Source organism: Lebetimonas sp. JS032 (genome assembly GCF_000523315.1).
GTDB lineage: Bacteria > Campylobacterota > Campylobacteria > Campylobacterales > Nautiliaceae > Lebetimonas.
This window is the reverse complement of the sequence record NZ_ATHS01000001.1, coordinates 1,038,439-1,059,670: the sequence shown is the minus strand read 5'-3', so window position 1 is coordinate 1,059,670 and position 21,232 is coordinate 1,038,439. Positions and strand designations below refer to the sequence as shown.

Sequence of the window (21,232 nt, the reverse complement as noted above, 5' to 3'; positions counted from 1 at the left end):
AATTTCATTCACATTCAAAATTAGAAAATTTGCCCAGGTAGCTCAGTCGGTAGAGCAAGGGACTGAAAATCCCTGTGTCGGCGGTTCGATTCCGTCCCTGGGCACCATTTAAATTATAAGTGTTTGACACCAATTTAAGGAAAAATATGAAAAAGTTTTTGTTTCCCTTTATTTTACTAATAAATTTATTCGCATTCAACTGGTATGAAAACATTCACTGGGTTAAATCTTATAATATGGCAAAAATATTTGCTAAAAAAGAGCATAAACTTATTTTGACGGAAATAGCGGGTATTAAATGCCCACCTTCAAAATATTTTTCAAAATATGTATATTCAGATAAGAAAGTTTCTGATTTTATAAACAAAAATTTTATTCCTGTTTTTTATTTTATTCAACAAAATTCCATTCCCGAAACAATAAAAAAACATTTTAAAGGTGTTACCCCTACATTGATTTTTTCTAAACCTGACGGAAAAATTTTTTATATTTTAACAGGCGCAAGAAACAAACCGGAATTTTTAAAGGTATTAAAAGCCTTAATCAAACAATATCATCAAAAATTTAAAAAAGCCTCCATCAACTCTCCAAAACCGGTATGGCTGCAAATTCCCAAAAATAAAAAGAATAAATGAAAAGAGTAGTTGTATTTTTTGGAAAAGGCGGAAGCAATTTTTTAAATTTAATAAAAAAGGAAAATAATTATAAAATAATTGCAGGTATTACAAACAGAGCCGATTCTGATGCTTTAAAAGAAAAAGATTTACCTCCTATTTTAATAAGCAGTGATTTTAATGAAATTTTAGGATATTTAAAAAATTTAAATCCCGATTTAATAGTACTTGCCGGATTTATGAAAATTGTACCTTCTTTTATAATCAATGAATTCAAGGGCAAAATAATAAATTTACATCCAAGCATTTTACCGAATTTCAAAGGCTTAAATGCAGACAAACTCTCCTTCGAGACAAAAAAAGCATGCGGGATAACAATACATTTTGCATCAGAAGAGCTTGACAGCGGCGATATTATTTTACAATATCACATAAATCCTTATAAATTTAAAACTTACGAAGAATATCATAGAGAATTAAAAAAAGCCGAATGGACTTTTTTACCGGATGTTGTCGAGAGAATCAATCTTTAAGTTTAATTAAAGTTCCCATTGAATAATAATCAAGTACATCTATTCCCTCTTTATTTTTAGAAGGAGTGATGGTGACAGTAATATTTTTTACCCCGTCAGCTTCCATTTCTTTAGCCTGTTCCTGAAGCATTATAATAACCTGTTTAAAAGCATCGGTAGGCAATACATCATCATACATTCTTGCCTGCTCCACCCTTACACTTCCGTATGCAATTGTAATACATTCATGAGGTTCTTGAATTTCCCCAAAACTTAAAATCTGTTCATTATAATCTCTCATCCTCTGCCTTTTTTTAAAAATTATATCAAAATATATTTTTATTATTATTTTAATAAAACAAAGTGTTAAAAAAGTGCCCATATAAAAATTATGAATTATGAATTATGAATTATGAATGTTAAATGTTTAATGTTTAATGTTTAATTAAATATTAAATAAAAATATATTCAAAAATCTCTAATTCAGAACTCAACATTCACAATTTAACATTACTCATAGTGTCTGTCACTATATTTATTAAAAAGATAAAAGAAAGAGATTAATCTCTTCTTTCTTTGATTCTTGCTTTTTTACCTGTTTTTTCTCTTAAATAATAAAGTTTTGCTCTTCTGACTCTACCTTTTCTTACTACTTCAATACCGGCGATACTTTCGCTGTAAAATGGAAAAATTCTTTCCACTCCGATATTGTTTGCACCGATTTTTCTCACGGTAAATGTTTTGCCTGCACCGGTGCCTTTAATTGCAATTACCACACCTTCAAAATTTTGAATTCTTTTTTTATCGCCTTCTTTAATTTCAACCGCAACCCTTACAGTGTCTCCGGGTCTGAATTCAGGAACATTTTTTCCTTCAATTTGTTTAGCTTCAAAAGCCTCGATGTATCTGTTTCTCATTATTTTTCTCCTTTGTGCCATTGGCCGCTTAGGGCATCCACACTTATTTTGAAGCGTAATTATATCAAAAATCAACAAAAAAACAAATTAAATTCTAAACATTAATTTTACATTTTCAATTTTTCATTATTTATTTGAAATAAGTCCGGTCTGTGAAATTCAGTTTTATATAAAGATGTTTTTTCTTTCCACTCTTTTATTTTTTTATGATTTCCGCTTTTTAAAATTTCCGGAATTTTACCCGTTTTTGAAAATTGGGGGGCTTCAAGCAGATTATTATTAAAACTCTCTTCAACTAAACTTTCACTGTTTCCTAAAACTCCGTTAATATTTCTTAAAACACTGTCCGCTATTATCAGAGCGCCAAGTTCTCCTCCTGTTAATATAAAATCGCCAATACTTATTACCTCATCCGCAAAATCTTCTATAAGCCTTTCATCAAACCCCTCATATCTTCCGGAAACTAATATTAAAACATCCTCATAACTTAAACGGACAGCATCTTTTTGATTATAGACTTTTCCAACGGGAATTAAAAAAATAGTTTTTGCATTTTGGTATTTATTTTTTAAAAAATTTAAACATCCCCTTAGGGCAATATTATCAATAACCATTCCGGCCCCACCCCCGGCCGGAGGAGTGTCTATATGCATATGTATATTTTCGGCAAATTCTCTGAAATTTACAAATTCTATTTCAAAAACAGATTTTTCTAATGCTTTTTTTAAAATAGAATCTTCAAAATAAGGTTTTATTAAATCGGGGAAAAGAGTAACAAAAACAATTTTCATTTAAGACTTTCAAGAATATCTATTGCACCTTTGGCATAAATTTTTTTATTTTCAACATCCACATTTTCCACATTTCTTTTAAAATCAATTAAAAATCTTTTTGCATAACCTTTATTCACTAATTCTTCATTTGTTTTAATTACCATGTAATCAACATCCACCCTTTCTATATCAACAACTTTTCCTAAAACTTGGAACTTGGAACTTCCAACTTGGCGATTCTCAATATTTTCCATTACTTCACATCCGATAATTTCAAACCAGAAATATTCGTTTTCTTTTAATTTTATTTCTTCTTTTGTTTTTTCAGAAGTGGTATAAAGGACTCTGTTAATAAGTTTCTTGGCTTCTTCGGGTGTATTTATGCCTTTAAATTTAACCAGATTTCTTTTTATATCTATTTTTTCTATGGTTAAATCTATTCTGTAGGATTCAAATGTAGCATTAGGTTTGAACTGCTCTGGAAAGTCGGTTAGGAGGTGAAGCTTCTGCCATCCCTTCACCCCGTAAGTTTTTCCAATTTTTGCAATTGGAATTTTTTTATTCATATGCTTTTAGTGTAATTTTATAATTTTTATCTTCTTTTGCCCTGCAGCCGCTTATAACTGTTTTTATGGCGCTGACCATTGCCCCGTCTTTACCTATAATTCTTCCGACATCGGCTTTTTTTGCATAAATTATTATTTCATCAAAATCCTCGTGAGGCACAATTTCACTTTTAATTACATCAGGTTCAAATGCCAAAAGTTTGGCATATTCTCTTACAAAGGATTCAACCATTAAACGTTTTCTTCAGCTATTTTTTTTAGTTTCGCAACTCTTTCACTCATTTTAGCACCTACACCAATCCAATAATTCACCCTGTCTAAATCCATTTTTACTGTTGCTGGTTCAGTTAAAGGATTATAATATCCTACTGATTCTATCCATCCTGAATCTCTTCTTTTTTTTGAATCTGTTACAACTATTCTGTAAAAAGGTCTTTTTTTTCTACCAAATCTTGCAAGTCTGATTTTTACCACGTGTATCTCCTTAGTTTATTTATTTATTTTTTATCCCGCCCAAACCGACCCATTAAAAATAATGTGAAATTTTAATACATTATTTTGGAAAATTCAAGCCTTTTGTCATATTCATAAGCTCATTCATATTTGGAATTTTCTTACCGGCAAATTTTTTTGCCATTTTTGCCGCATTCTGAAACTGTTTATTGATTCTGTTTACTTCCTGTACACTGAGTCCTGCTCCGCTTGCGATTCTTCTTCTTCTGCTTGCACTCTCTTTGAGTAATTTCGGATTGGTTCTCTCTTTTGGAGTCATAGAATTTACCATGGATTTTATTTTTTTAATTTCATCCGAATTTTCAAGATCAATTTCTCCGAGCTGTTTTAACATTCCGCCCATTCCCGGAATCATTGAAAGCAGGTTTTTCATACTCCCGAGCTTTTTAATCTGTTCAAGCTGTTTTATAAAATCTTCGTAATTAAATTCGCCTTTTTTAATTTTTTTGGATATTTTTTTGGCTTCTTTTTCATCCATTATGGCAGCCGTTTTTTCAACAAGCCCTTCTATATCCCCGGCTCCTAATAATCTGCTTACAATCCTCTCGGGCATAAAACTTTCTAAATCCGCTATTTTTTCCCCGGTTCCCAGGAATCTCAGAGGTTTATGGGCCTGATGGGCAATACTTAGTGCGACACCGCCTTTGCTGTCACCATCGTATTTGGTTAAAATAACCCCTGTTATATCAAGTTTTTCATCAAAAGTTTTGGCGGTATTTATTGCATCTTTACCTGTAAGTGAATCTGCTACGTAAAAAATTTCATCCGGATTAACTTCTTTTTTCATTTTAACAAGTTCGCTCATAAGCTCTTCATCTATTGCAAGCCGTCCCGCCGTATCTATAAGCACAACATCATAATATTTACTTTTAGCAAATTCAACACCTTTTTTAACAACTTCTACGGCGTCTTTTGCAAATTCATCATAATATATATCAAGCCCGTTTGCCTCGGCTAACTGTTTAAGCTGTTCAACCGCTGCAAGTCTTTGTAAATCGGCCGCAACCATTAACACTTTTTTCTTTTTAAATGTTTTAAGATAAAATGCTAATTTTGCAGTTGTGGTTGTTTTACCGCTACCCTGAAGGCCTGTTATCATTACAACAGTGGGAGGTTTGGGAGAAAATACAAATCCGAAATTTCCCGGGGCTTTAAGTATTTGGGTTAGGGCATCTTCAAGCTCCATTATAAAATTTGCTTTTCCTATACCTTTTCTTTTTGTTTCAACCTCAACTTTTTTAATAAGTTCTTTTACCGTTTTAAAATGAACATCCGCTTTTAACAAGTTTTTTTTAAGTTCATCGAGCGCTTTTTTTAAAGATTTCTCATCATCTTTAAGTTTGATTTTATTAATTGCATTTCTAAAACCTTCACTTATTTTTCCAAACATTATTCTCCTTTATATTTTAGTGAGTTGTAAAAAAATAGTAACAATAAAACTAATTTTTAATTTTCCATTTTCAATTGATTATTTTTCTTCCTGCATTTTAAAATCATCTGGCTCTGGTGAAATAAATTCATAATCAAACAGTTTAAATTTATGGTGGTGAAGCATTACTCTGGTATATTCTTTTCCCCCGTATTTCACATCTCCTATAATAGGATGTTCAATCGCTTTTAAATGAGCCCTTATCTGATGTGTTCTTCCTGTATGGATAACGGCTTTTATTTTAGACTTTGTCCTGAATGCCAGAATCGGCTCAATTTGGGTAACCGCCTCTTCACCTTCCCTTGAAATTTTAGCAAAAGACGCCGATTTTGTCTTAATAATTTCAATAGGAAGATTTATAATGTCATTTTGGGCGATTATACCTTCCACCCATGCGATATATTCTTTATAAACATTTTTATTTCTAAATTCTTCAATGGCCCGTTTTCTAAACTCTTTATTTTTTACCATTACAAGAATACCGCTTGTTTGCTTATCAAGCCTGTGCAAAAGCGGCTGTTTGAATTTTTGAGAAATTTCTTCGCTCGTAATAAACGGGGGTTTGTCAACTACCACTATATTTTTATCCTCATAAATTTTTCTTATATCAGGAATATTGATAATTTTAAATTTTATATTTGTAGGCACCAGCCCTCTTGCTATCTTTATTTTTTTTTCTCTTGCATAAACCAAACCCCTGTCAATCAGCTCTTTGGCCTTTCTATTTGATATGTTTTCCTGTTTTGCCAAGAGTATATACGCTTTTTCTTTCAATAACTGCCTTTTTTATAAAATTATATCATATTCTAATATTAATAAAAGGATTGAAAAATCATACAAAAATCTCCAAATTTCATTTATTTAGCAAAAATTTGTTAAATTTGTTATAAATTTTTTTTATTTTAAGCAAACTTTAAGGAAAAATGATGTATCATTCTACTTGCAAATGAACATTTATTCATTAAAGGCGGATTATGAAATTTTCTAAAATTTTAGTCAGTGCAATTATGCTTGTATCTTTTGCTTATGCAATCAACGCTTATACAGCGGGTTACAGAGCATACATAAGATACATCAAACATTCGGGCGGCCATACATTAAAAGCGCCGGAGCTGTTAAAAAAATTAAATGTTGTCACACCAGATCAGTTAAATGAATTGTTTGCCGATAACGCAAAACCTTTTTTAGAAAAGCTAAAAACATTGAACCCAAAAGCTGCTAAAGGAATGCAAAAGATAATTGAAAAAGGCAAACTCCCTTATTTAAAAGTATTCTTCACCCAAATACTGCAGGGAAGAATACCTCCCGGATGACTTTAAAAAAAATACCTCCGGGAGAGGTAGACAATTACATTAAATTTGTTATAATTTGCACTGACTAAAAAAATGCGAAATTAAATTAAAAAATCAAAGGAGAAAAAAATGAAAAAATTTTTACTTTCAGCTTCAGTTGTAGCAGGACTTTTCGCACAGCCTACGGTTGAGCAGTTACAAAAACAAATTGAGCTTTTACAGCAACAATTAAATCAGTTAAAAACCAGCCAGCAAAAAGTTGAAAAAAAAGTTGACGAACAAAACAGCAGATACTATAAAAAAGTATCGCCTGTGGTAGCAAACTCTCATCTATTCTGGGGATTCGATTTAAGAACGGCATTCGATTATCTTAACAAACAAACAACAGCCGGATTAACATATAATGTTGGACCAGATATGACAGGACAAAGCGGACATCAATTTGCTGGTGTAGTTACAGGACAAACTGACAAAAAAGATCATATTGGTCAGGTTTTACAAAACAGAATTATCCTAACAGGTGTATACAAACCCGCAGATAATTTAAAAGCAACTGTAAGAGTCGAAGCCAATAAAGTATTTGGTATGACTTCAATTAACAGCATGAATCAACCTTTCCAAAATGTTGACTGGGTAGTAAATGAAACACCTGACGATGCAAATATCAGAATCAAAGAAGCTTTCTTTAATTACTGGTTTGGTCCGGATAACGGATTAATGTTCAGTGCGGGTAGAAGACCGGCGACTCAGGGATTTCCAGCTAATTTAGTTGACGAAGACAATGCAAACAGTCCGCTTGGACATTTAATCAATATGGAATTTGACGGATTCAGTTTTGAAGTTGGAAACTCATTATTCTCTAAACTATCAGATAAATTTGCTGATTGGGGAACATGGATTAAATTCTGTTTGGGAAGAGGTTATACCGCTTCTAACGGAAAATGGTCATTAAACAACACTCAACCTGATTATACAAAAGGTAATGCTCATCATGCAGATTTTGGAGGATTTTTATTAATTCCTTATGACGACGGACAATATTCATTAAAAACAGAAACAGTCTGGGCGTTTAACCTTCAAGGTTTTAAAATGGCTTTCACAGGTCCTAGTACATTTGTTGCTGACATGGCAACATTAGGAAATTATTTCGGTGAAAACGCCGTATTTGCGGCTCAAGGAATCGGTGACGGGATAAGCGATTTTCTTGACAACACTACAGCATTTGTTTCTTGGGCATTTTCAGAAACAAGACCTAAATCCGGACAAACTATGCTTGGTTCAGATAAAAAAAGAACAGGTCACAGTATCTGGGTAGGTGCTGATATGCCGGGATTTGCAGATAACGACAGATTCGGTCTATCTTATGTAAACGGAAGCAAATACTGGAGAAGCTTTACTTACGGAGAAGATACATTAGCCGGAAGCATTGCAGCAGTTAGAGGACACGCTTTTGATGTATATTACAATCATCAGATTATTCCTCATCTAACAGCACAGTTAAGATATACATACATTAAATACAATCATCCTGGAAGTGATGCATTCTTTGGTGATATGGGTAACCCAGATAACACAATGTTCAGTTATGTTAAAAAAGCTAAAGACATAAGAGCTTATATCAGATATAACTTTTAATTAAATTAAGATAATTTTCTCTTATATCCCTCTTCGGGATATATATTTTTTTCAATACTATGCTACAATTACTACGTAAATTTCTAAAAGGAGAATCAATGTCTGAAATTGTTGATTTAAAAAGAAGGAGCTTCCTGAAAGGTTCAGCAGCTGCGGCAGCAGGTGTAGCGGTAACCGGCTCATCAGCATTTGCTTTTGGACCTTATGAAGAAGGTTTAAACGAAAAAGAAAAGAAAGAAGAAGATATTAAAAACGCAAAATTTACCCCCAATGTTTGCGGTATGTGCGTAAACATGTGCGGGGTAATTGTTAGAAACGTTGATGGGAAGGTAACAAAAATAGACCCGAATCCGCTTTATCCAAAAAGCAGAAATTTTATGTGTGCAAGGGGTAATGCGGGAATTGCGGAAGAATACGACCCGGATAGAATTACAACACCTTTAATCAGGGTTGGGAAAAGAGGTGAAGGTAAATTTAGAAAAGCCTCTTGGGATGAAGCGCTTGATTATATTGCTAAAAAAATGATTAAAATACTTGATGAGGAAAAAGATAACAGAAGCACATTCCTTTTCGGTGTCGGTGCAACATCAGGGGTAGTTGATGAACCAATTATAATGAACTTGGTAAACGGAATCGGTACTGCCAATTTTATTGACCACTTTTCAACATGTTTTGCGCCTTCATTTATAGCAAACAGCTTAACATTTGGAAGTTGGGGACAGGGAGATTTCAGAAACACAAAATATCTTTTGAACTTAGGAGCAAACAGGGCTGAGGGAATTGTAACCCCGGATACTCTTGATATGTTTAAAAGAACACACAAAAGAGGAATTGAAAAAATCGTGTATGTTGATGTAAGATACACTAATACAGCTGCCCAGGCTGATGAATTTATTCCTATCAAACCTGGAACCGACGGTGCTTTAATCCTTGCAATGATTCATGAAAGCATTAATAAAGGTTTTCATAAAACTCCTTATAAGGCTGATTATATTAAAAAATATGTTACCGGAGTTGAAGAACTTGAAAAATTCTTTACAACGGGTGAAGGTGCCAAATATACTCCTGAATGGGCTGAAAAAATAACTGAAATTCCTGCTTCTACAATCAGAAGAATTACAAAAGAATTTTCAGATGCGGCTGAAAAATATAAAGGTGCCGCAAACTGCTACAGAAGCAGAAAATCTACCTGGTATTATCAGGATTTTGATTTTAGACGTGCTCAGGCGATTTTCAATTCAATTCACGGATGCGTTAACAGACCGGGCGGAATTATTCTTGGAAGAGGATTAAAATTTGAAAGCTATGAATATGAGGATTTTCCTATTTATGATAACGCAAAAACAAGAATTGATATTGCCTGCTTAAAACCAAACACATATCCATTGGGCAACCCTCAAAAAGGTAGCTGGCCTATTATCAGAGATACAATTTTGGATGTAAATACCAGATGGAAAAAAGGCGAAAAATTAGCTGATAATGAATATCCTGTAAGAGCGGCATTCCATTATAAACAAAATCCGCTTCAATCGGTTCCTGATTATGAAAAAACCGCCAAAATGTATGAAACAATGGATTTGGTGGTTGTAATTGACATTCAGGGAACCGATACAGCTCTTTATGCAGACGTAATCTTGCCGGATACCGTTTATGTAGAAAGAGAATCCCCTTTAAAAATGTTTAATACAATAGAACCTTACATTACCTGGAGAAGCCAGGGAGTCGAACCTAGAGGATACGCTCAGGATATATATTTTATGTGCAAAGAACTTTCAAAAAGAATAGAAAAGCCTTTTGCGGCAATTACATTTAAATATACCTGGGACGAAGGCGGTTTTGGAGTAAAACTTCCAAAAAACTTTGATTTAACCAAATATTTAACAGATGATTTTAAAATAGATAAAACAAAATTAAAAGCAGATATTAAAGATGAAAAACTTCTAAAAGCGATTTTAGAGCATGCGAGCGATGATGATTTGGGAATTGAAACATTCAGATTAACAGCGGCTTATGATAAAACTGTTTCTGAGTATAACGAAGAAACAATGAAGGAACTATACGGAGAAGAAGCCGCCAAAATAGCAAAAGAATGGGGGGTTTACTGGCCTGGAATAGAAAATGCAGTTAAATCAGGTATTTTGGATGAACATTTAAAAGCATTCAAAAAAGATACTCAAAATAAAAATGAATTAGCTGAAACTGTTTATCAAAAATTTACCACTCTTCCGAAAGATTATTATATTGTCCCTAAAAAAGGAAAATATATTAAAGTAGCCTTAAAAGGATTGGAAGGTAAAAAATTCACAAATCCTATAAACGGTAAAATAGAAACTTTAAGAATGTTTCCTATGTGGAGAGACAGCTTATATAAAGCTCCAAACACCAATGAAAAAGAAGTGAGGGTGGTAGTCGGAAGACACGCATATTTTACTCAAAGTTTTCATTCAAACAACTATTTACTGCTTGATTTAATGAATTATAATTATATGTGGATAAATGATGAACTTGCAAAAGAAATGGGGCTTAAATTCAAGGATGAAGTGGAACTTACAAGCGAACAGGGTAAAAAAGTAAGAGCCAAAGTTTATCCTACAAAAAGAATCAGAAAAGATACGGCGTTTATCGCAACAGGGTTTGGATCTCAGTCTCCAATGATGACACTTGGATACAAAAACGGTATATCCCAGGCTATGATTTGTGAAAACGCAATTGATCCAATTCTTGGTTCCGCAAGTATGAACGAAACTCTTGTAAAAATAAGAAAGGTGTAAGCCATGGCAAATTATGCAATTGCACTTGAATATCAAAACTGTATAGACTGTAGAGCATGTGAAGTGGCATGTAAAGACGAAAACGGAGTAATGTTAGGAGCTGATAAACAAAGAATATGGGTTGGTATTGTAGAAGGCGGAAAAACACTCGCTGACGCGTTTTTAAATTTTTATCCGTCTCAATGTAATCACTGTATTGACGCACCATGTGTAACTGTATGTCCTACAGGGGCAAGCCATTATGCAGAAGGGGGACTTGTTAAAGTAGACCCTTCCATGTGTATTTTATGTAAAGGTTGTATGGAAGCCTGCCCTTACGGCGCAAGATTTGTGGATGAGACAAAACACGCAGTTGACAAATGTACATTCTGCGACGGAAGAATCCAGGAATACGGAACAACCGCCTGTAGTGCGACATGTCCGACTAAAGTTAGAACATTCGGTGATTTGGAAGATGAAGATTCCGATTTGGTAAAACTTTTAAAACAAAGAGAATTTTTCTTCTTAAAAGAAGAAGAAGGCACGCTTCCTAAATTATTTTATCTTGTACCGGAAAATAAAGAATATGCAAAAAGAACATTGGGTGATGTTAAAACACACACATGGGATGAGATTAAACCATTATATGAAGCTGCAACTCAGGCCAAAGAACCTGAGTGGAAAAAAGCGTAAGGAGCCGCTATGAAAAATTATATAAATTGCTGCGGATTAAATATAAATAGAGTCAGTTTTACAGAATTATTTTTTAACAAAGTAATGCTTATTGCATATGTTTTAATAGCGATAGGTTTGGTAGGCTGGTATGAACTGTTTCATTTAAGATATTTTCACGATTTTATTTCCCAGGCAGGAATGGTGGCAGCCGGAGGTGACCCTGAAGCACTGAAACATGCCGCTATTGCTTTGAAAGAGCAGATTTTTAATCTACCGGAAATAGAAGAAGTAAACAAAGCGGAACCTTGGGGCGTATTTGTAACTCAGTATGTTTATCTGCTTTACGGCGGAAGCGCCTTGATTTTCTTAACTGCATTGGGAGAACTTTTCCATGTAAAAGTTGCTCCAAAAGTAGCAGCCGCTATGATGACTTTCGGTATTTCAATGGTTTTTGGCGGATTAGTTTCTATCGCAAGCGACTTAGGTAACTTATTACATATTTACTGGATGGTTTTAAATCCTCAGCCTCAGGCGGGTATGTGGTTAATGCTGCCTTTATACAGTATTTATATACCGTTTACATTTATCGAAATTTATTTCTTAATTACATCCAAAAGAGATTTGGCGAAAAAACTTGCGTTAATTTTGGTTATATTAAGTTTATGTATTGACTTGGGAGAATTTTATATCCAAGGTTTATTATTTAACCAAAACACACCAAGACATTTATGGACTGATATTCCTCAGCTTTGGATTTATTTCCTAATTACAGGTGGAATCACAGGAATAGGCGGAGCAATTATTTTTGCATTTTTAGGATTAAGAGAAAAACCTTATTTTGACGACTTTATTAAAATTGCAGCAAAAACAGGGATTGTTTTAACAGTTTTGGCCGCTATTTATGAAATAATAGATTTTATGTTGGTAGATCCTAAATGGGTAAATTTAATGATTAAAGGAAGCCCAATCAGCTGGATGTATTGGGGATGGCTGATTTTGGGAATTGTAATTCCTTTTATCCTGTTTTTTTCAAAGAGTAAAGGTGCTGTATTAATAGGCGGCATTTCTGCAGTTATAGGCGCATTTTTAATGAGACAGGCATTTATTTTCGGAGGTAATATTATTCCTATGAGCGCAAGGGTTGACGGTCTGGGATATCAAGCAAACGGTGTTTACCAGTTAGACGCAATTACCCCATATGCATATATTGCCCCTCATCCAATGGAATGGATGATAATTATAGGATGTCTCGGTATAGGCATAGCGGTTTTTGCATTGCTTGATAAAATATTCGATATAAGAAACGTAACAGATTCTTACGAACATCATTAACTCCCTGCCCTTTTGGGCAAAACCCAATATAATTATAAATGTTAAATTTCAAATGTTAAATTAATTTTTATTTTTTTAATTTATAACTCAACATTTATAATTTCTAATTAAAAGTTGTGTCTGTCACCTTTATAGTCAATAATTTCAGATTATAGTTTTTAATAACTTTTAATTAAATAAAGATAAAAATTATCTTAAATTAGATATTTGAGTTATAATTAAACATAAAAAAATAAAAAAGGTTAAAAATGAAACCAAAAATAGTTGTTTTAGGGGCAGGTATTTCAGGACATACGGCAGCTATGAATTTAAAACATAATCTTAAAAATAAAGCAGAAGTTATTGTAGTTTCTCCTAATTCAAAATATCAATGGGTTCCTTCAAATATCTGGGTTGGAATAGGTGCTATGAAGCCTGAACAGGTATATTTTGAATTAGCTCCTGTATATTCTAAACTTGGAATTGAATTTAAACAGGCAAAAGCTCTTAGTATTCATCCAGAAGGTGATGCAGGAGAAAGCAAGCCGTATGTAACTATTGAATATACTGCAGGTGCAAGAGCTGGAGAAAAAGAAAAAGTTTATTTTGATTATTTAATTAATGCCACCGGTCCAAAATTAAATTTTTCAGCCACTCCCGGGCTTGGACCGGAGACAGGAAATACTACATCTATATGCAGTTACAATCATGCGGATCATGCATGGAAAGAGCTTCAAAAAGTTATAGAAAAAGCAAAAAAAGGTGAAAAACAAAAAGTTCTTATCGGTCTTGGACATGGTGGATGTACTTGTCAGGGTGCTGCGGTTGAATATACAATGAATGTGGCATCTTTAATATATGATTTGGATTTAATGGATTATATTGATGTAACTTATATTACTAATGAAATGGATTTAGGTGATTTGGGCCTTGGCGGTGCATATGTTAAAAACAACGGTTATATCACACATACAAAAAACATAATTCGTTCTATGTTTAGTGAATATGGGGTTGACTGGATTAAAAGAGCAAGTGTTTATAAGGTAGAGAGAGGCAAAGTATATTATGAGACATATGAAGGTGAAGAAAAAACAGTCGAATATGATTTTGCAATGCTTATTCCTCCGTTTAGCGGTGTCGGAATTACAGCAGTGGGACCCAATGGAGAAGATTATACAGATAAACTGTTTAAACCAAATGGTCTTATGATAGTAGATGCAGATTATTCAAGCGGACAAAAACCGTATCATGAATGGAGTGGTGAAGACTGGCCAAAAAAACTTCAAAATCCGACATATCCAAATATTTTCGCTGTTGGTATTGCATTTGCACCACCTCATCCGATATCAATGCCAAATAAAACTAAATCGGGCCGTCCGTTGACACCGGCACCTCCAAGAACAGGTATGCCAAGCGCTGTTATGGCTCACGCAACAGCTCTAAATATAGCAGAATGGATACTTGAAGGAAAACCAAGCTTCAGACATAAAGCAAGTATGGCAGAACTTGCAAGTATTTGTATTGTTTCCATAAATTACGGATTTAGGGGAATTGCAGGAAGTATGTCTGTTTATCCTACAATACCTGATTTCAAAAAATATCCGGATTTTGGAAGAGATATTAAATATACAATAGGTGAAGTAGGAAGTGCCGGTCACTGGTTTAAGTGGCTCATGCATTATCTGTTTTTATACAAAGCGAAAGCAAAACCTTTTTGGTATTTGATTCCAGATTAAAATTAAGGAGAAAAAAATGGCAATTAGAAGTCCTCAAATAGGATTAAAAATAAAAGAATGGGAAAAAAGAGCATATGATGAAACTAAATTTGGGATGTATCCGACTCCTTTTGAGAGATGGAAAAGAAAATGTATAATTTGGCAGTTTGTAAGATTTGTTATTTTATCGTTAAAATTTAAAAAAACAGCCTCTGTTAATGGGTAATTAATAAAATTTTGGGTATAATTCAATAAAAAAAGGATTAAAATGGCATTAGAAATTACTAAAGAAAATTTTGAAGAAACTGTAAAAAACAATAAATTAGTTGTAGTAGATTTTTGGGCGCCTTGGTGCGGACCTTGTAGAATGGTTGCTCCTATTATTGAAGAATTAAGCGAAGAATATAAAGACAAAGGCGTAGCAGTAGGTAAAATCAATACAGATGAACAACAAGAACTTGCTATTCAATTTGGAATCAGAAGTATTCCAACAGTTTTGTTTATTAAAGATGGTGAAGTTGTAGATGCAATGATAGGTGCTGCACCAAAAGCTATGTACGAAGAAAAAATAAACGCTCTTTTATAATTGAAAAGCAAATTTTTTTATACTTTCAGCTCCTTTTTCGGAGCATTAATGGTAGCTGCTTTTTTTTTCTACTATAAATATAAATTCAGTGAATATAAGTTTGTTAATTTTGAAAATATTATACTTTACACCAAAAATGATATTTTTATACCCAAAAAAAACGAATATACTTTGCTTATTTTCAGCTCACGTATGAACAATCTCAAAAATTTAATAAAACACATAAAAACACATTACCCTGTTTTAGCGGTGGATATTTTTCAAAAACGCAAAAATTATCCAAATATTATCTATACAACAGCCGGAATAAATACTATAATTAAACTTATACAATATCTTAACATTTATGAAGTACCTGTTGTAGTAAATATAAAAAGATATCATAAGTTATTATATAAACAAGATGGACCATTAAAAAAAGTGAGTGGTGAATAGTGAGTTGTGAGTTGCAAAATATCAAGTTATAAGTAGCCAAGTTGCCAAGAAGTTAAGTAGCTGAGTTGAAAAGAAAAATGGAGGAAAAAATGGAATATGATGTAATTATAATCGGAGGAGGACCTGCGGGACTAAGTGCAGGAATATATGCAAGCAGACTCGGAGCAAAAACTCTAATTCTTGAAAAATTAAATCCCGGAGGGCAGATAACTTTGAGCAGTGAAATAGAAAATTACCCCGGAGTGTGTGAAGTTAAAAGCGGACTTGAAATGATGATGTGCTGGCCCGAGCAGGCAAAAAAATTCGGATGCGAGATAAAAAGCGAGGAAGCATTACAATTAATAATGGAAAATGGAAAATGGAAAATTAAAACGCATAAGAATGAATATACGGCAAAAGCGGTAATTTTGGCAACCGGTGCAACACCAAGAAAAGCAGGATTTGAGGGCGAAAGGGAATATACCGGCAAAGGCGTCAGTTATTGCGCGGTGTGTGACGGGTTTTTCTATAAAGACAGAATCGTAGCCGTAATAGGAGGGGGAGATACAGCTTTGGAAGAAGCCCTGTATTTAAGCAAAATTGCAAAAAAAGTATATTTAATCCACAGACGCTCTGAATTCCGTGCAGCCCCGTCAACTCAAAAAAAAGTCTTTAATACCCCTAATATAAAAATAATTTATGAAGAAAGAGTAAAAAAAGTTATCGGAAATGAGTTTGTAGAAGGTATAATTTTATCTTCAAACGAAAAAATTAAAGTCGACGGAATATTTGTATTTGTAGGTATGAATGTAAATAATAAGCTGGTAAAGGATTTAGCCGAACTTAACGAATTTGGAGAAGTAAAAGTAAATTTAAAAATGCAAACCAGTTTAAAAGGGCTATATGCGGCTGGAGACGTAAGGGAATCAAGCATCAAACAGGTTGTTGCGGCAGCGGGAGATGGAGCAACAGCGGCTATTAATGCTATAAAATACCTAAAGGAGAATAAATGAAATACGGAATTGTTGGTGCAACCGGAAGAGTGGGTCAGCTTTTAGTAAATATTATTAAAAATTCGGATGACATTCTTTCAGCTGTAATGTTTACAGGCAAACAGAGTGTTGAATTTCCTGAAAAAACTATAATAACAAATGATGCAAAAACACTTCTTGAAAATTCTGATGTAGCAATTGATTTTTCGGCACCGATTGCAACTCAAAAACTTCTTGAGGCAGCCCTTGAAAATCCAAAACCCCTTGTTATCGCCACTACAGGTCTTAATGACCACCAAAAAAATTTAATGATTGAGGCAAGCCAAAAAGCACCTATTTTATATGCCACAAATATGAGCTTAGGTGTTGCTATTTTAAACAAACTCGTGGCAATGGTCAGCGAAAAACTTAAAGATTTTGATATTGAAATAGTGGAACAGCATCACAGATACAAAGTCGACGCTCCAAGCGGTACCGCCTTAACATTAGCAAAAACATGTGCAAATGCCAGGGGACTTGAACTTAAAGATGTAATGATTACCGGAAGAAGCGGCCATGTGGGGGCTAGAACAAAAAATGAAATAGGTGTTTTTGCCTTGCGTGGCGGAGACGTAGTGGGAAGACATACTGTAGGATTTTATAATGACGGGGAATTCTTAGAACTTAATCATACGGCTACAAACAGGGAAACCTTTGCAAGGGGCGCCATTAAAGTTTCAAAATGGCTTATAAATCAAAAACCGGGGCTTTATTCAATTAATAATGCATTGGGATTAAGGAAGTAAAAATGTGTTCAGTAGTAGGTATTTACGGTAATGAAAATGCGAGCAAACTTGCATTTTACTCTCTTTTTTCAATGCAGCACCGCGGTCAGGAGGCGGCAGGAATCAGCAGCAGTTTTAAAGGTCACATCAAAACAGTTAAAAACAGGGGACTTGTAACACAGATTTTTAAAGAAGAAGATTTTAAAATTTTAAAAGGCGATATGGCAATAGGCCATACGAGATATTCCACCGCAGGAGACGATTCCATACTTGATGCCCAGCCTATATTTGCAAGATACGGACTTGGGGAAATTTCAATAGTACATAACGGAAATTTGGTAAATGCAAAAGAAATAAGAAAAGAACTTATAAAAAAAGGGGCTATTTTCCAAAGTAATATGGACACAGAAAATTTAATTCATCTTATAGCCAAAGATTATCAGAAAAACACTCTCAAAGAAAGAATAACAGATGCCGTTAAAAAAGTAAAAGGGGCTTTTTCACTGGTTATTCTTTCCCGTCATAAAATGTTTGCCTTGAGGGATCCGTTTGGATTCAGGCCTCTTTCTATCGGAAAAATACGCTCAGGCGGTTATATTGTAGCCAGCGAGACATGCGCATTTGAGCTGGTAGATGCCGAATTTATAAGAGATATTAAACCAGGAGAAATGATTATTTTTGAAGATAATGAAATTAAAAGCGAAATGGTTTTCAAGCCTTCGCCAAAGCAGTGTATTTTTGAATATATCTATTTTGCAAGACCTGACAGCGATGTTTTTGGAAAAAATGTTTATCTTGCAAGAAAACAGATGGGAAGAGAATTAGCAAAAGAACTTCCGGTTGTTGCCGATATGGTTATTCCTGTACCAGACAGCGGGGTTGCAGCGGCTCTGGGGTATTCAGAAGAAAGCGGCATCCCGTTTGAAATGGGAATTATGAGAAACCATTACGTAGGAAGAACATTTATTGAACCTACACAGGAAATAAGAAATTTAAAAGTTAAAATGAAACTCTCTCCAATTATTGAAAAAATAAAAGGTAAAAGACTTGTTGTAATTGACGATTCAATCGTCAGGGGGACAACATCCAAAAGAATAGTCAGAATGCTAAGAGATGCGGGTGCAAAAGAAGTTCATATGAGAATAGCGGCTCCGGCAACCATAGCACCTTGTTATTATGGTGTAGACACTCCTACAAAAGAAGAGCTTATCGCCAGCAAAATGAATGTGGAGGAAATCAGAAAATATATTGAAGCTGATTCCCTTGCATATCTTACAATTGACGGAATTATAAAAGCTATAAAAGATAAAAAAGAAAATTACTGTTTTGCCTGTTTTGACGACAATTACCCTGTTTTATGATTTTTTTTCTTTTTTCTGGCATTCTTCACAAAGCCCGTATAACTGCAAAATATGATTAGTCAGTTTAAATCCGTTTTCTTTTGCTATTTTTTCTTGCAGTTTTTCTATTTCATCATTATGGAACTCAACTATTTTTCCACAAGAAGTGCAGATTAAATGATCGTGATGGGATTTTGCTATTTCAAATTTTTTACCATTGTTACAGTGAATAGAACTAATCAGACTGTTTTCTTCAAGCATTGCAAGTGTGCGATAAACCGTTGCTATTCCTATATTCAATTCAGGGTATTGTTTTTTTATTACAAGATATAAATCCTCTGCTGTTAGATGATTAGGATTTTTATAAAGCGTAGAAAATATAATTTCCCTTTGTTTTGTAAATTTAAGCCCCGCTTTTTTGAGGATATTTTTAAATTCATCCAGGAGTTTATTGTAATCGAAATTTTTCATTTATCTTCCTTTTTTGATAATGATAATCATATTATAACACAAAAAATATTTTTAAATTAATTCCAACATTCCAAAATCAATTTTCTCTAATATATTAAAAACAGCAGTATAAATTATAACAGAAGAAAATATTGCCAAAAATAAAACAATACCCTGAATTAAATATTTTTTTATTTTCATTCTATCCACCTTTTTTTTTAAAGACACAAAAAAGTGTCTTTAAAAAGCGTAATTTACAAACACTCTTGTATTTTTAAATTTATCATCATTAATCTTGTCATCAACATCTGAATAAATTACATCCAAGCTCAAATTGTCATTAAACGCATAACTTAGCCCTGCATCAAATTCTGTGCTTTTTGTATCATCTTTATCATGCAAAGTCACATATCCGGTATTTAAACTAAGACCTTTTATAACATCACTTGCGTCCCATTCTCCGTTTACCAATACTGCATCTCCGTCTTTTCCAGCCTCAGCAATTGTTAAGAAGTTTGCAGATGTAAAGAAAGGCCCTCCCCCAAATCCGTTATCAGCTCCGTTATCATTGCTTTTATTATAAGCAACACCTAATGTAAAACCTTTATACCCTGCACTTGCACTAAATCCGTAAACTTTAGCTGAATCTTCATTAGAAGCATTATAATGCTGATTTGCATATTGAACGCCTAAGCTATAAGAAAAATCATCCTTTTCACCCTCATAATTTGCATCTGTATAAAAAATCCTGTCTATATCATTATCTTTAAGATTGTAATACCAAGCCGATAAAGCAAGATTTTCTATACCTTCATAAGTAATACCGCCTACCTGAACGTTGTGTTTATCAATTAATTTAGTAAATTTAGAAGGCTCGTCAGTATCAACCCCGGCCCATCTTTGAATTTGACCTAAAACAATTGTAGTTCCAAGCAAATCCGTATTTGTAAGAATTTCAGCCTCAAAAGTATTAGGAATCATTCCGTTATCGTCTGTATCTGCAAAAGGTGTGTCAAGTTCCTGTCTACCTATTTTAATAGTTGTATTTTTAAATTTTCCAAGTAAATAAGCTTCACCTAAAATAGAATAAGATTTATTGTCAGCATCAAAAAAAGGAACACTTCCCCCATCGTGATTATTTCTTATAGCATTGGTTGTATAAAAACTGACCCCTGCACTTATTCCACTAAAAGATTTAGTTTCAGCATGCAATTTACCGCCTATTGCCAAATCAGTTTTTGAATCTTTATCATCGTGTTGATAACCAAGCCTAACATAACCATCTACTTTTTTTAAAAGATCTGAATTTACAACATTATTGTTTTCCGCAAAAGCAACTCCGCCTAACATAAGAAACGCCACTGCGCTAAGTGTTATTTTTTTCATTTATTCTCCTTGTAAATTTATTTGATGTAAAAGAGTAAAAAACTCAAAGGAGAAAGGGTAGCAACGGGTTCAACCCCCTCCTGTGAATTTTTTACTGCATATTTCACAAGTTTTATGAATGGTTAAATATTTTATATCTTTAAAAATTTCACTACATTTTTCTAACTCTATATCAATATTAGTTTTTATAACTCTGTGGCATTTGTTGCAGACTATAAACGCTATAGGTTTATCTTCTTTTAAACAGTAAAATGCTTTTTTATCGTCATTTTGAACGACTACTAATAAACCGTTTGCTTCAAAAAAATCAAGGTGCCTGTAAATTGTATTGAGTGAAACATTTCTGTTATATTTCATTAATAATTGTTTTTTTATACCTATAACACAAAAACATCTGTCTTTATTCTCTGAGAATATACGGTATATTGCCTCTCTCGACCATGAATAATTTATTTTTTTATTTTTGACTTTTTCATAAAAACCATTCATAAAAACCCCTTTAAAATAATTATGATAATAATTATCATTTCTGTAAAAGAATAATACTCGCATTTTATTAAACAAATATTAAGTTGATAATAGTTATCATTTTTGTTTA

The 21,232-nt window shown here is 33.4% G+C and carries 26 protein-coding genes and 1 tRNA gene; 15 read left to right on the top strand and 12 right to left on the bottom strand.

Annotated elements, in window-relative coordinates:
- Positions 1–31 precede the first annotated feature (31 nt).
- The 3 genes from DZ65_RS0106010 to DZ65_RS0106000 all read left to right on the top strand — a co-directional run bounded on the left by DZ65_RS0106010 (position 32) and on the right by DZ65_RS0106000 (position 1,147).
- A tRNA-Phe gene (locus DZ65_RS0106010) sits at positions 32–107 on the top strand.
- 39 nt (positions 108–146) lie between these two features.
- A complete protein-coding gene (locus tag DZ65_RS0106005; RefSeq protein WP_024791345.1) occupies positions 147–635 on the top strand; it encodes a thioredoxin family protein in 489 nt (162 codons plus the stop codon).
- Complete coding sequence (locus DZ65_RS0106000; RefSeq protein ID WP_024791344.1) at positions 632–1,147, top strand: formyltransferase family protein; 516 nt, start codon at positions 632–634, stop codon at positions 1,145–1,147. Before DZ65_RS0106005 ends, DZ65_RS0106000 begins: the two co-directional genes overlap by 4 nt.
- Here the strand turns inward: DZ65_RS0106000 and DZ65_RS0105995 are convergent.
- The 8 genes from DZ65_RS0105995 to DZ65_RS0105960 form a co-directional block, all read right to left on the bottom strand.
- Positions 1,137–1,427: a hypothetical protein gene (locus DZ65_RS0105995; RefSeq protein WP_024787750.1), complete on the bottom strand. Its 291-nt coding sequence runs from the start codon at positions 1,425–1,427 to the stop codon at positions 1,137–1,139. The two genes, DZ65_RS0106000 and DZ65_RS0105995, sit on opposite strands and share 11 nt — an antisense overlap.
- Before the next feature lie 259 nt (positions 1,428–1,686).
- Positions 1,687–2,043: a 50S ribosomal protein L19 gene (rplS, locus tag DZ65_RS0105990; protein ID WP_024787749.1), complete on the bottom strand. Its 357-nt coding sequence runs from the start codon at positions 2,041–2,043 to the stop codon at positions 1,687–1,689.
- A gap of 107 nt (positions 2,044–2,150) precedes the next feature.
- Complete coding sequence (gene trmD / locus DZ65_RS0105985) at positions 2,151–2,834, bottom strand: tRNA (guanosine(37)-N1)-methyltransferase TrmD (RefSeq protein WP_024791343.1); 684 nt, start codon at positions 2,832–2,834, stop codon at positions 2,151–2,153.
- A complete protein-coding gene (gene rimM, locus DZ65_RS0105980) occupies positions 2,831–3,382 on the bottom strand; it encodes a ribosome maturation factor RimM (protein ID WP_024791342.1) in 552 nt (183 codons plus the stop codon). Before rimM ends, trmD begins: the two co-directional genes overlap by 4 nt.
- Positions 3,375–3,614, bottom strand: coding sequence for a KH domain-containing protein (locus tag DZ65_RS0105975; protein WP_024791341.1), 240 nt, complete (start codon positions 3,612–3,614; stop codon positions 3,375–3,377). Before DZ65_RS0105975 ends, rimM begins: the two co-directional genes overlap by 8 nt.
- Entirely contained in the window at positions 3,614–3,856 is a 243-nt protein-coding gene (rpsP, locus tag DZ65_RS0105970) for a 30S ribosomal protein S16 (protein WP_024791340.1), read from the bottom strand. Before rpsP ends, DZ65_RS0105975 begins: the two co-directional genes overlap by 1 nt.
- A gap of 79 nt (positions 3,857–3,935) precedes the next feature.
- A complete protein-coding gene (gene ffh, locus DZ65_RS0105965; RefSeq protein ID WP_024791339.1) occupies positions 3,936–5,285 on the bottom strand; it encodes a signal recognition particle protein in 1,350 nt (449 codons plus the stop codon).
- Positions 5,286–5,363: 78 nt separating this feature from the next.
- On the bottom strand, positions 5,364–6,098 hold the full coding sequence (locus DZ65_RS0105960) for an RluA family pseudouridine synthase (protein ID WP_024789880.1): 735 nt from the start codon (positions 6,096–6,098) through the stop codon (positions 5,364–5,366).
- 200 nt (positions 6,099–6,298) lie between these two features.
- Between DZ65_RS0105960 and DZ65_RS0105955 the strand changes: the two genes are divergently transcribed.
- The 12 genes from DZ65_RS0105955 to purF all read left to right on the top strand — a co-directional run bounded on the left by DZ65_RS0105955 (position 6,299) and on the right by purF (position 18,819).
- Positions 6,299–6,637, top strand: a complete 339-nt coding sequence (locus DZ65_RS0105955) for a hypothetical protein (RefSeq protein WP_024787742.1) — start codon at positions 6,299–6,301, stop codon at positions 6,635–6,637.
- A 108-nt stretch (positions 6,638–6,745) separates the two neighbouring features.
- A complete protein-coding gene (locus tag DZ65_RS0105950; protein WP_024787741.1) occupies positions 6,746–8,251 on the top strand; it encodes a DUF3373 family protein in 1,506 nt (501 codons plus the stop codon).
- Positions 8,252–8,349: 98 nt separating this feature from the next.
- Positions 8,350–11,022 carry a molybdopterin-dependent oxidoreductase gene (locus tag DZ65_RS0105945; protein ID WP_024787740.1) on the top strand — a complete coding sequence of 891 codons (2,673 nt, stop codon included), beginning with the start codon at positions 8,350–8,352 and terminating at the stop codon, positions 11,020–11,022.
- A 3-nt stretch (positions 11,023–11,025) separates the two neighbouring features.
- Positions 11,026–11,694 carry a 4Fe-4S dicluster domain-containing protein gene (locus DZ65_RS0105940; protein ID WP_024787739.1) on the top strand — a complete coding sequence of 223 codons (669 nt, stop codon included), beginning with the start codon at positions 11,026–11,028 and terminating at the stop codon, positions 11,692–11,694.
- A gap of 9 nt (positions 11,695–11,703) precedes the next feature.
- On the top strand, positions 11,704–13,008 hold the full coding sequence (locus DZ65_RS0105935; RefSeq protein WP_024787738.1) for a sulfide reductase: 1,305 nt from the start codon (positions 11,704–11,706) through the stop codon (positions 13,006–13,008).
- A 248-nt stretch (positions 13,009–13,256) separates the two neighbouring features.
- Positions 13,257–14,723, top strand: a complete 1,467-nt coding sequence (locus DZ65_RS0105930) for an NAD(P)/FAD-dependent oxidoreductase (protein ID WP_024787737.1) — start codon at positions 13,257–13,259, stop codon at positions 14,721–14,723.
- Between the two features lie 16 nt (positions 14,724–14,739).
- A complete protein-coding gene (locus DZ65_RS0105925) occupies positions 14,740–14,928 on the top strand; it encodes a hypothetical protein (RefSeq protein WP_024787736.1) in 189 nt (62 codons plus the stop codon).
- Positions 14,929–14,970: 42 nt separating this feature from the next.
- Positions 14,971–15,288 carry a thioredoxin gene (gene trxA, locus DZ65_RS0105920; RefSeq protein ID WP_024787735.1) on the top strand — a complete coding sequence of 106 codons (318 nt, stop codon included), beginning with the start codon at positions 14,971–14,973 and terminating at the stop codon, positions 15,286–15,288.
- 48 nt (positions 15,289–15,336) lie between these two features.
- Positions 15,337–15,723, top strand: a complete 387-nt coding sequence (locus DZ65_RS0105915) for a hypothetical protein (protein ID WP_024787734.1) — start codon at positions 15,337–15,339, stop codon at positions 15,721–15,723.
- Between the two features lie 89 nt (positions 15,724–15,812).
- The gene (gene trxB, locus DZ65_RS0105910; RefSeq protein ID WP_024787733.1) at positions 15,813–16,715 is read left to right on the top strand and encodes a thioredoxin-disulfide reductase; all 903 of its coding nucleotides are present in this window, start codon (positions 15,813–15,815) and stop codon (positions 16,713–16,715) included.
- On the top strand, positions 16,712–17,479 hold the full coding sequence (dapB, locus tag DZ65_RS0105905; RefSeq protein ID WP_024787732.1) for a 4-hydroxy-tetrahydrodipicolinate reductase: 768 nt from the start codon (positions 16,712–16,714) through the stop codon (positions 17,477–17,479). Before trxB ends, dapB begins: the two co-directional genes overlap by 4 nt.
- A 2-nt stretch (positions 17,480–17,481) precedes the next feature.
- Positions 17,482–18,819 carry an amidophosphoribosyltransferase gene (gene purF / locus DZ65_RS0105900; RefSeq protein WP_035907728.1) on the top strand — a complete coding sequence of 446 codons (1,338 nt, stop codon included), beginning with the start codon at positions 17,482–17,484 and terminating at the stop codon, positions 18,817–18,819.
- Here the strand turns inward: purF and DZ65_RS0105895 are convergent.
- From DZ65_RS0105895 to DZ65_RS0105880, 4 genes are all read right to left on the bottom strand, one after another.
- On the bottom strand, positions 18,814–19,269 hold the full coding sequence (locus DZ65_RS0105895; protein ID WP_024787730.1) for a Fur family transcriptional regulator: 456 nt from the start codon (positions 19,267–19,269) through the stop codon (positions 18,814–18,816). The two genes, purF and DZ65_RS0105895, sit on opposite strands and share 6 nt — an antisense overlap.
- A 51-nt stretch (positions 19,270–19,320) precedes the next feature.
- On the bottom strand, positions 19,321–19,449 hold the full coding sequence (locus DZ65_RS11305) for a hypothetical protein (RefSeq protein WP_255327425.1): 129 nt from the start codon (positions 19,447–19,449) through the stop codon (positions 19,321–19,323).
- 39 nt (positions 19,450–19,488) lie between these two features.
- Positions 19,489–20,634: an OprD family outer membrane porin gene (locus DZ65_RS0105885; RefSeq protein ID WP_024787729.1), complete on the bottom strand. Its 1,146-nt coding sequence runs from the start codon at positions 20,632–20,634 to the stop codon at positions 19,489–19,491.
- A gap of 69 nt (positions 20,635–20,703) precedes the next feature.
- Entirely contained in the window at positions 20,704–21,123 is a 420-nt protein-coding gene (locus tag DZ65_RS0105880) for a transcriptional repressor (protein WP_024787728.1), read from the bottom strand.
- Positions 21,124–21,232: the final 109 nt, after the last annotated feature.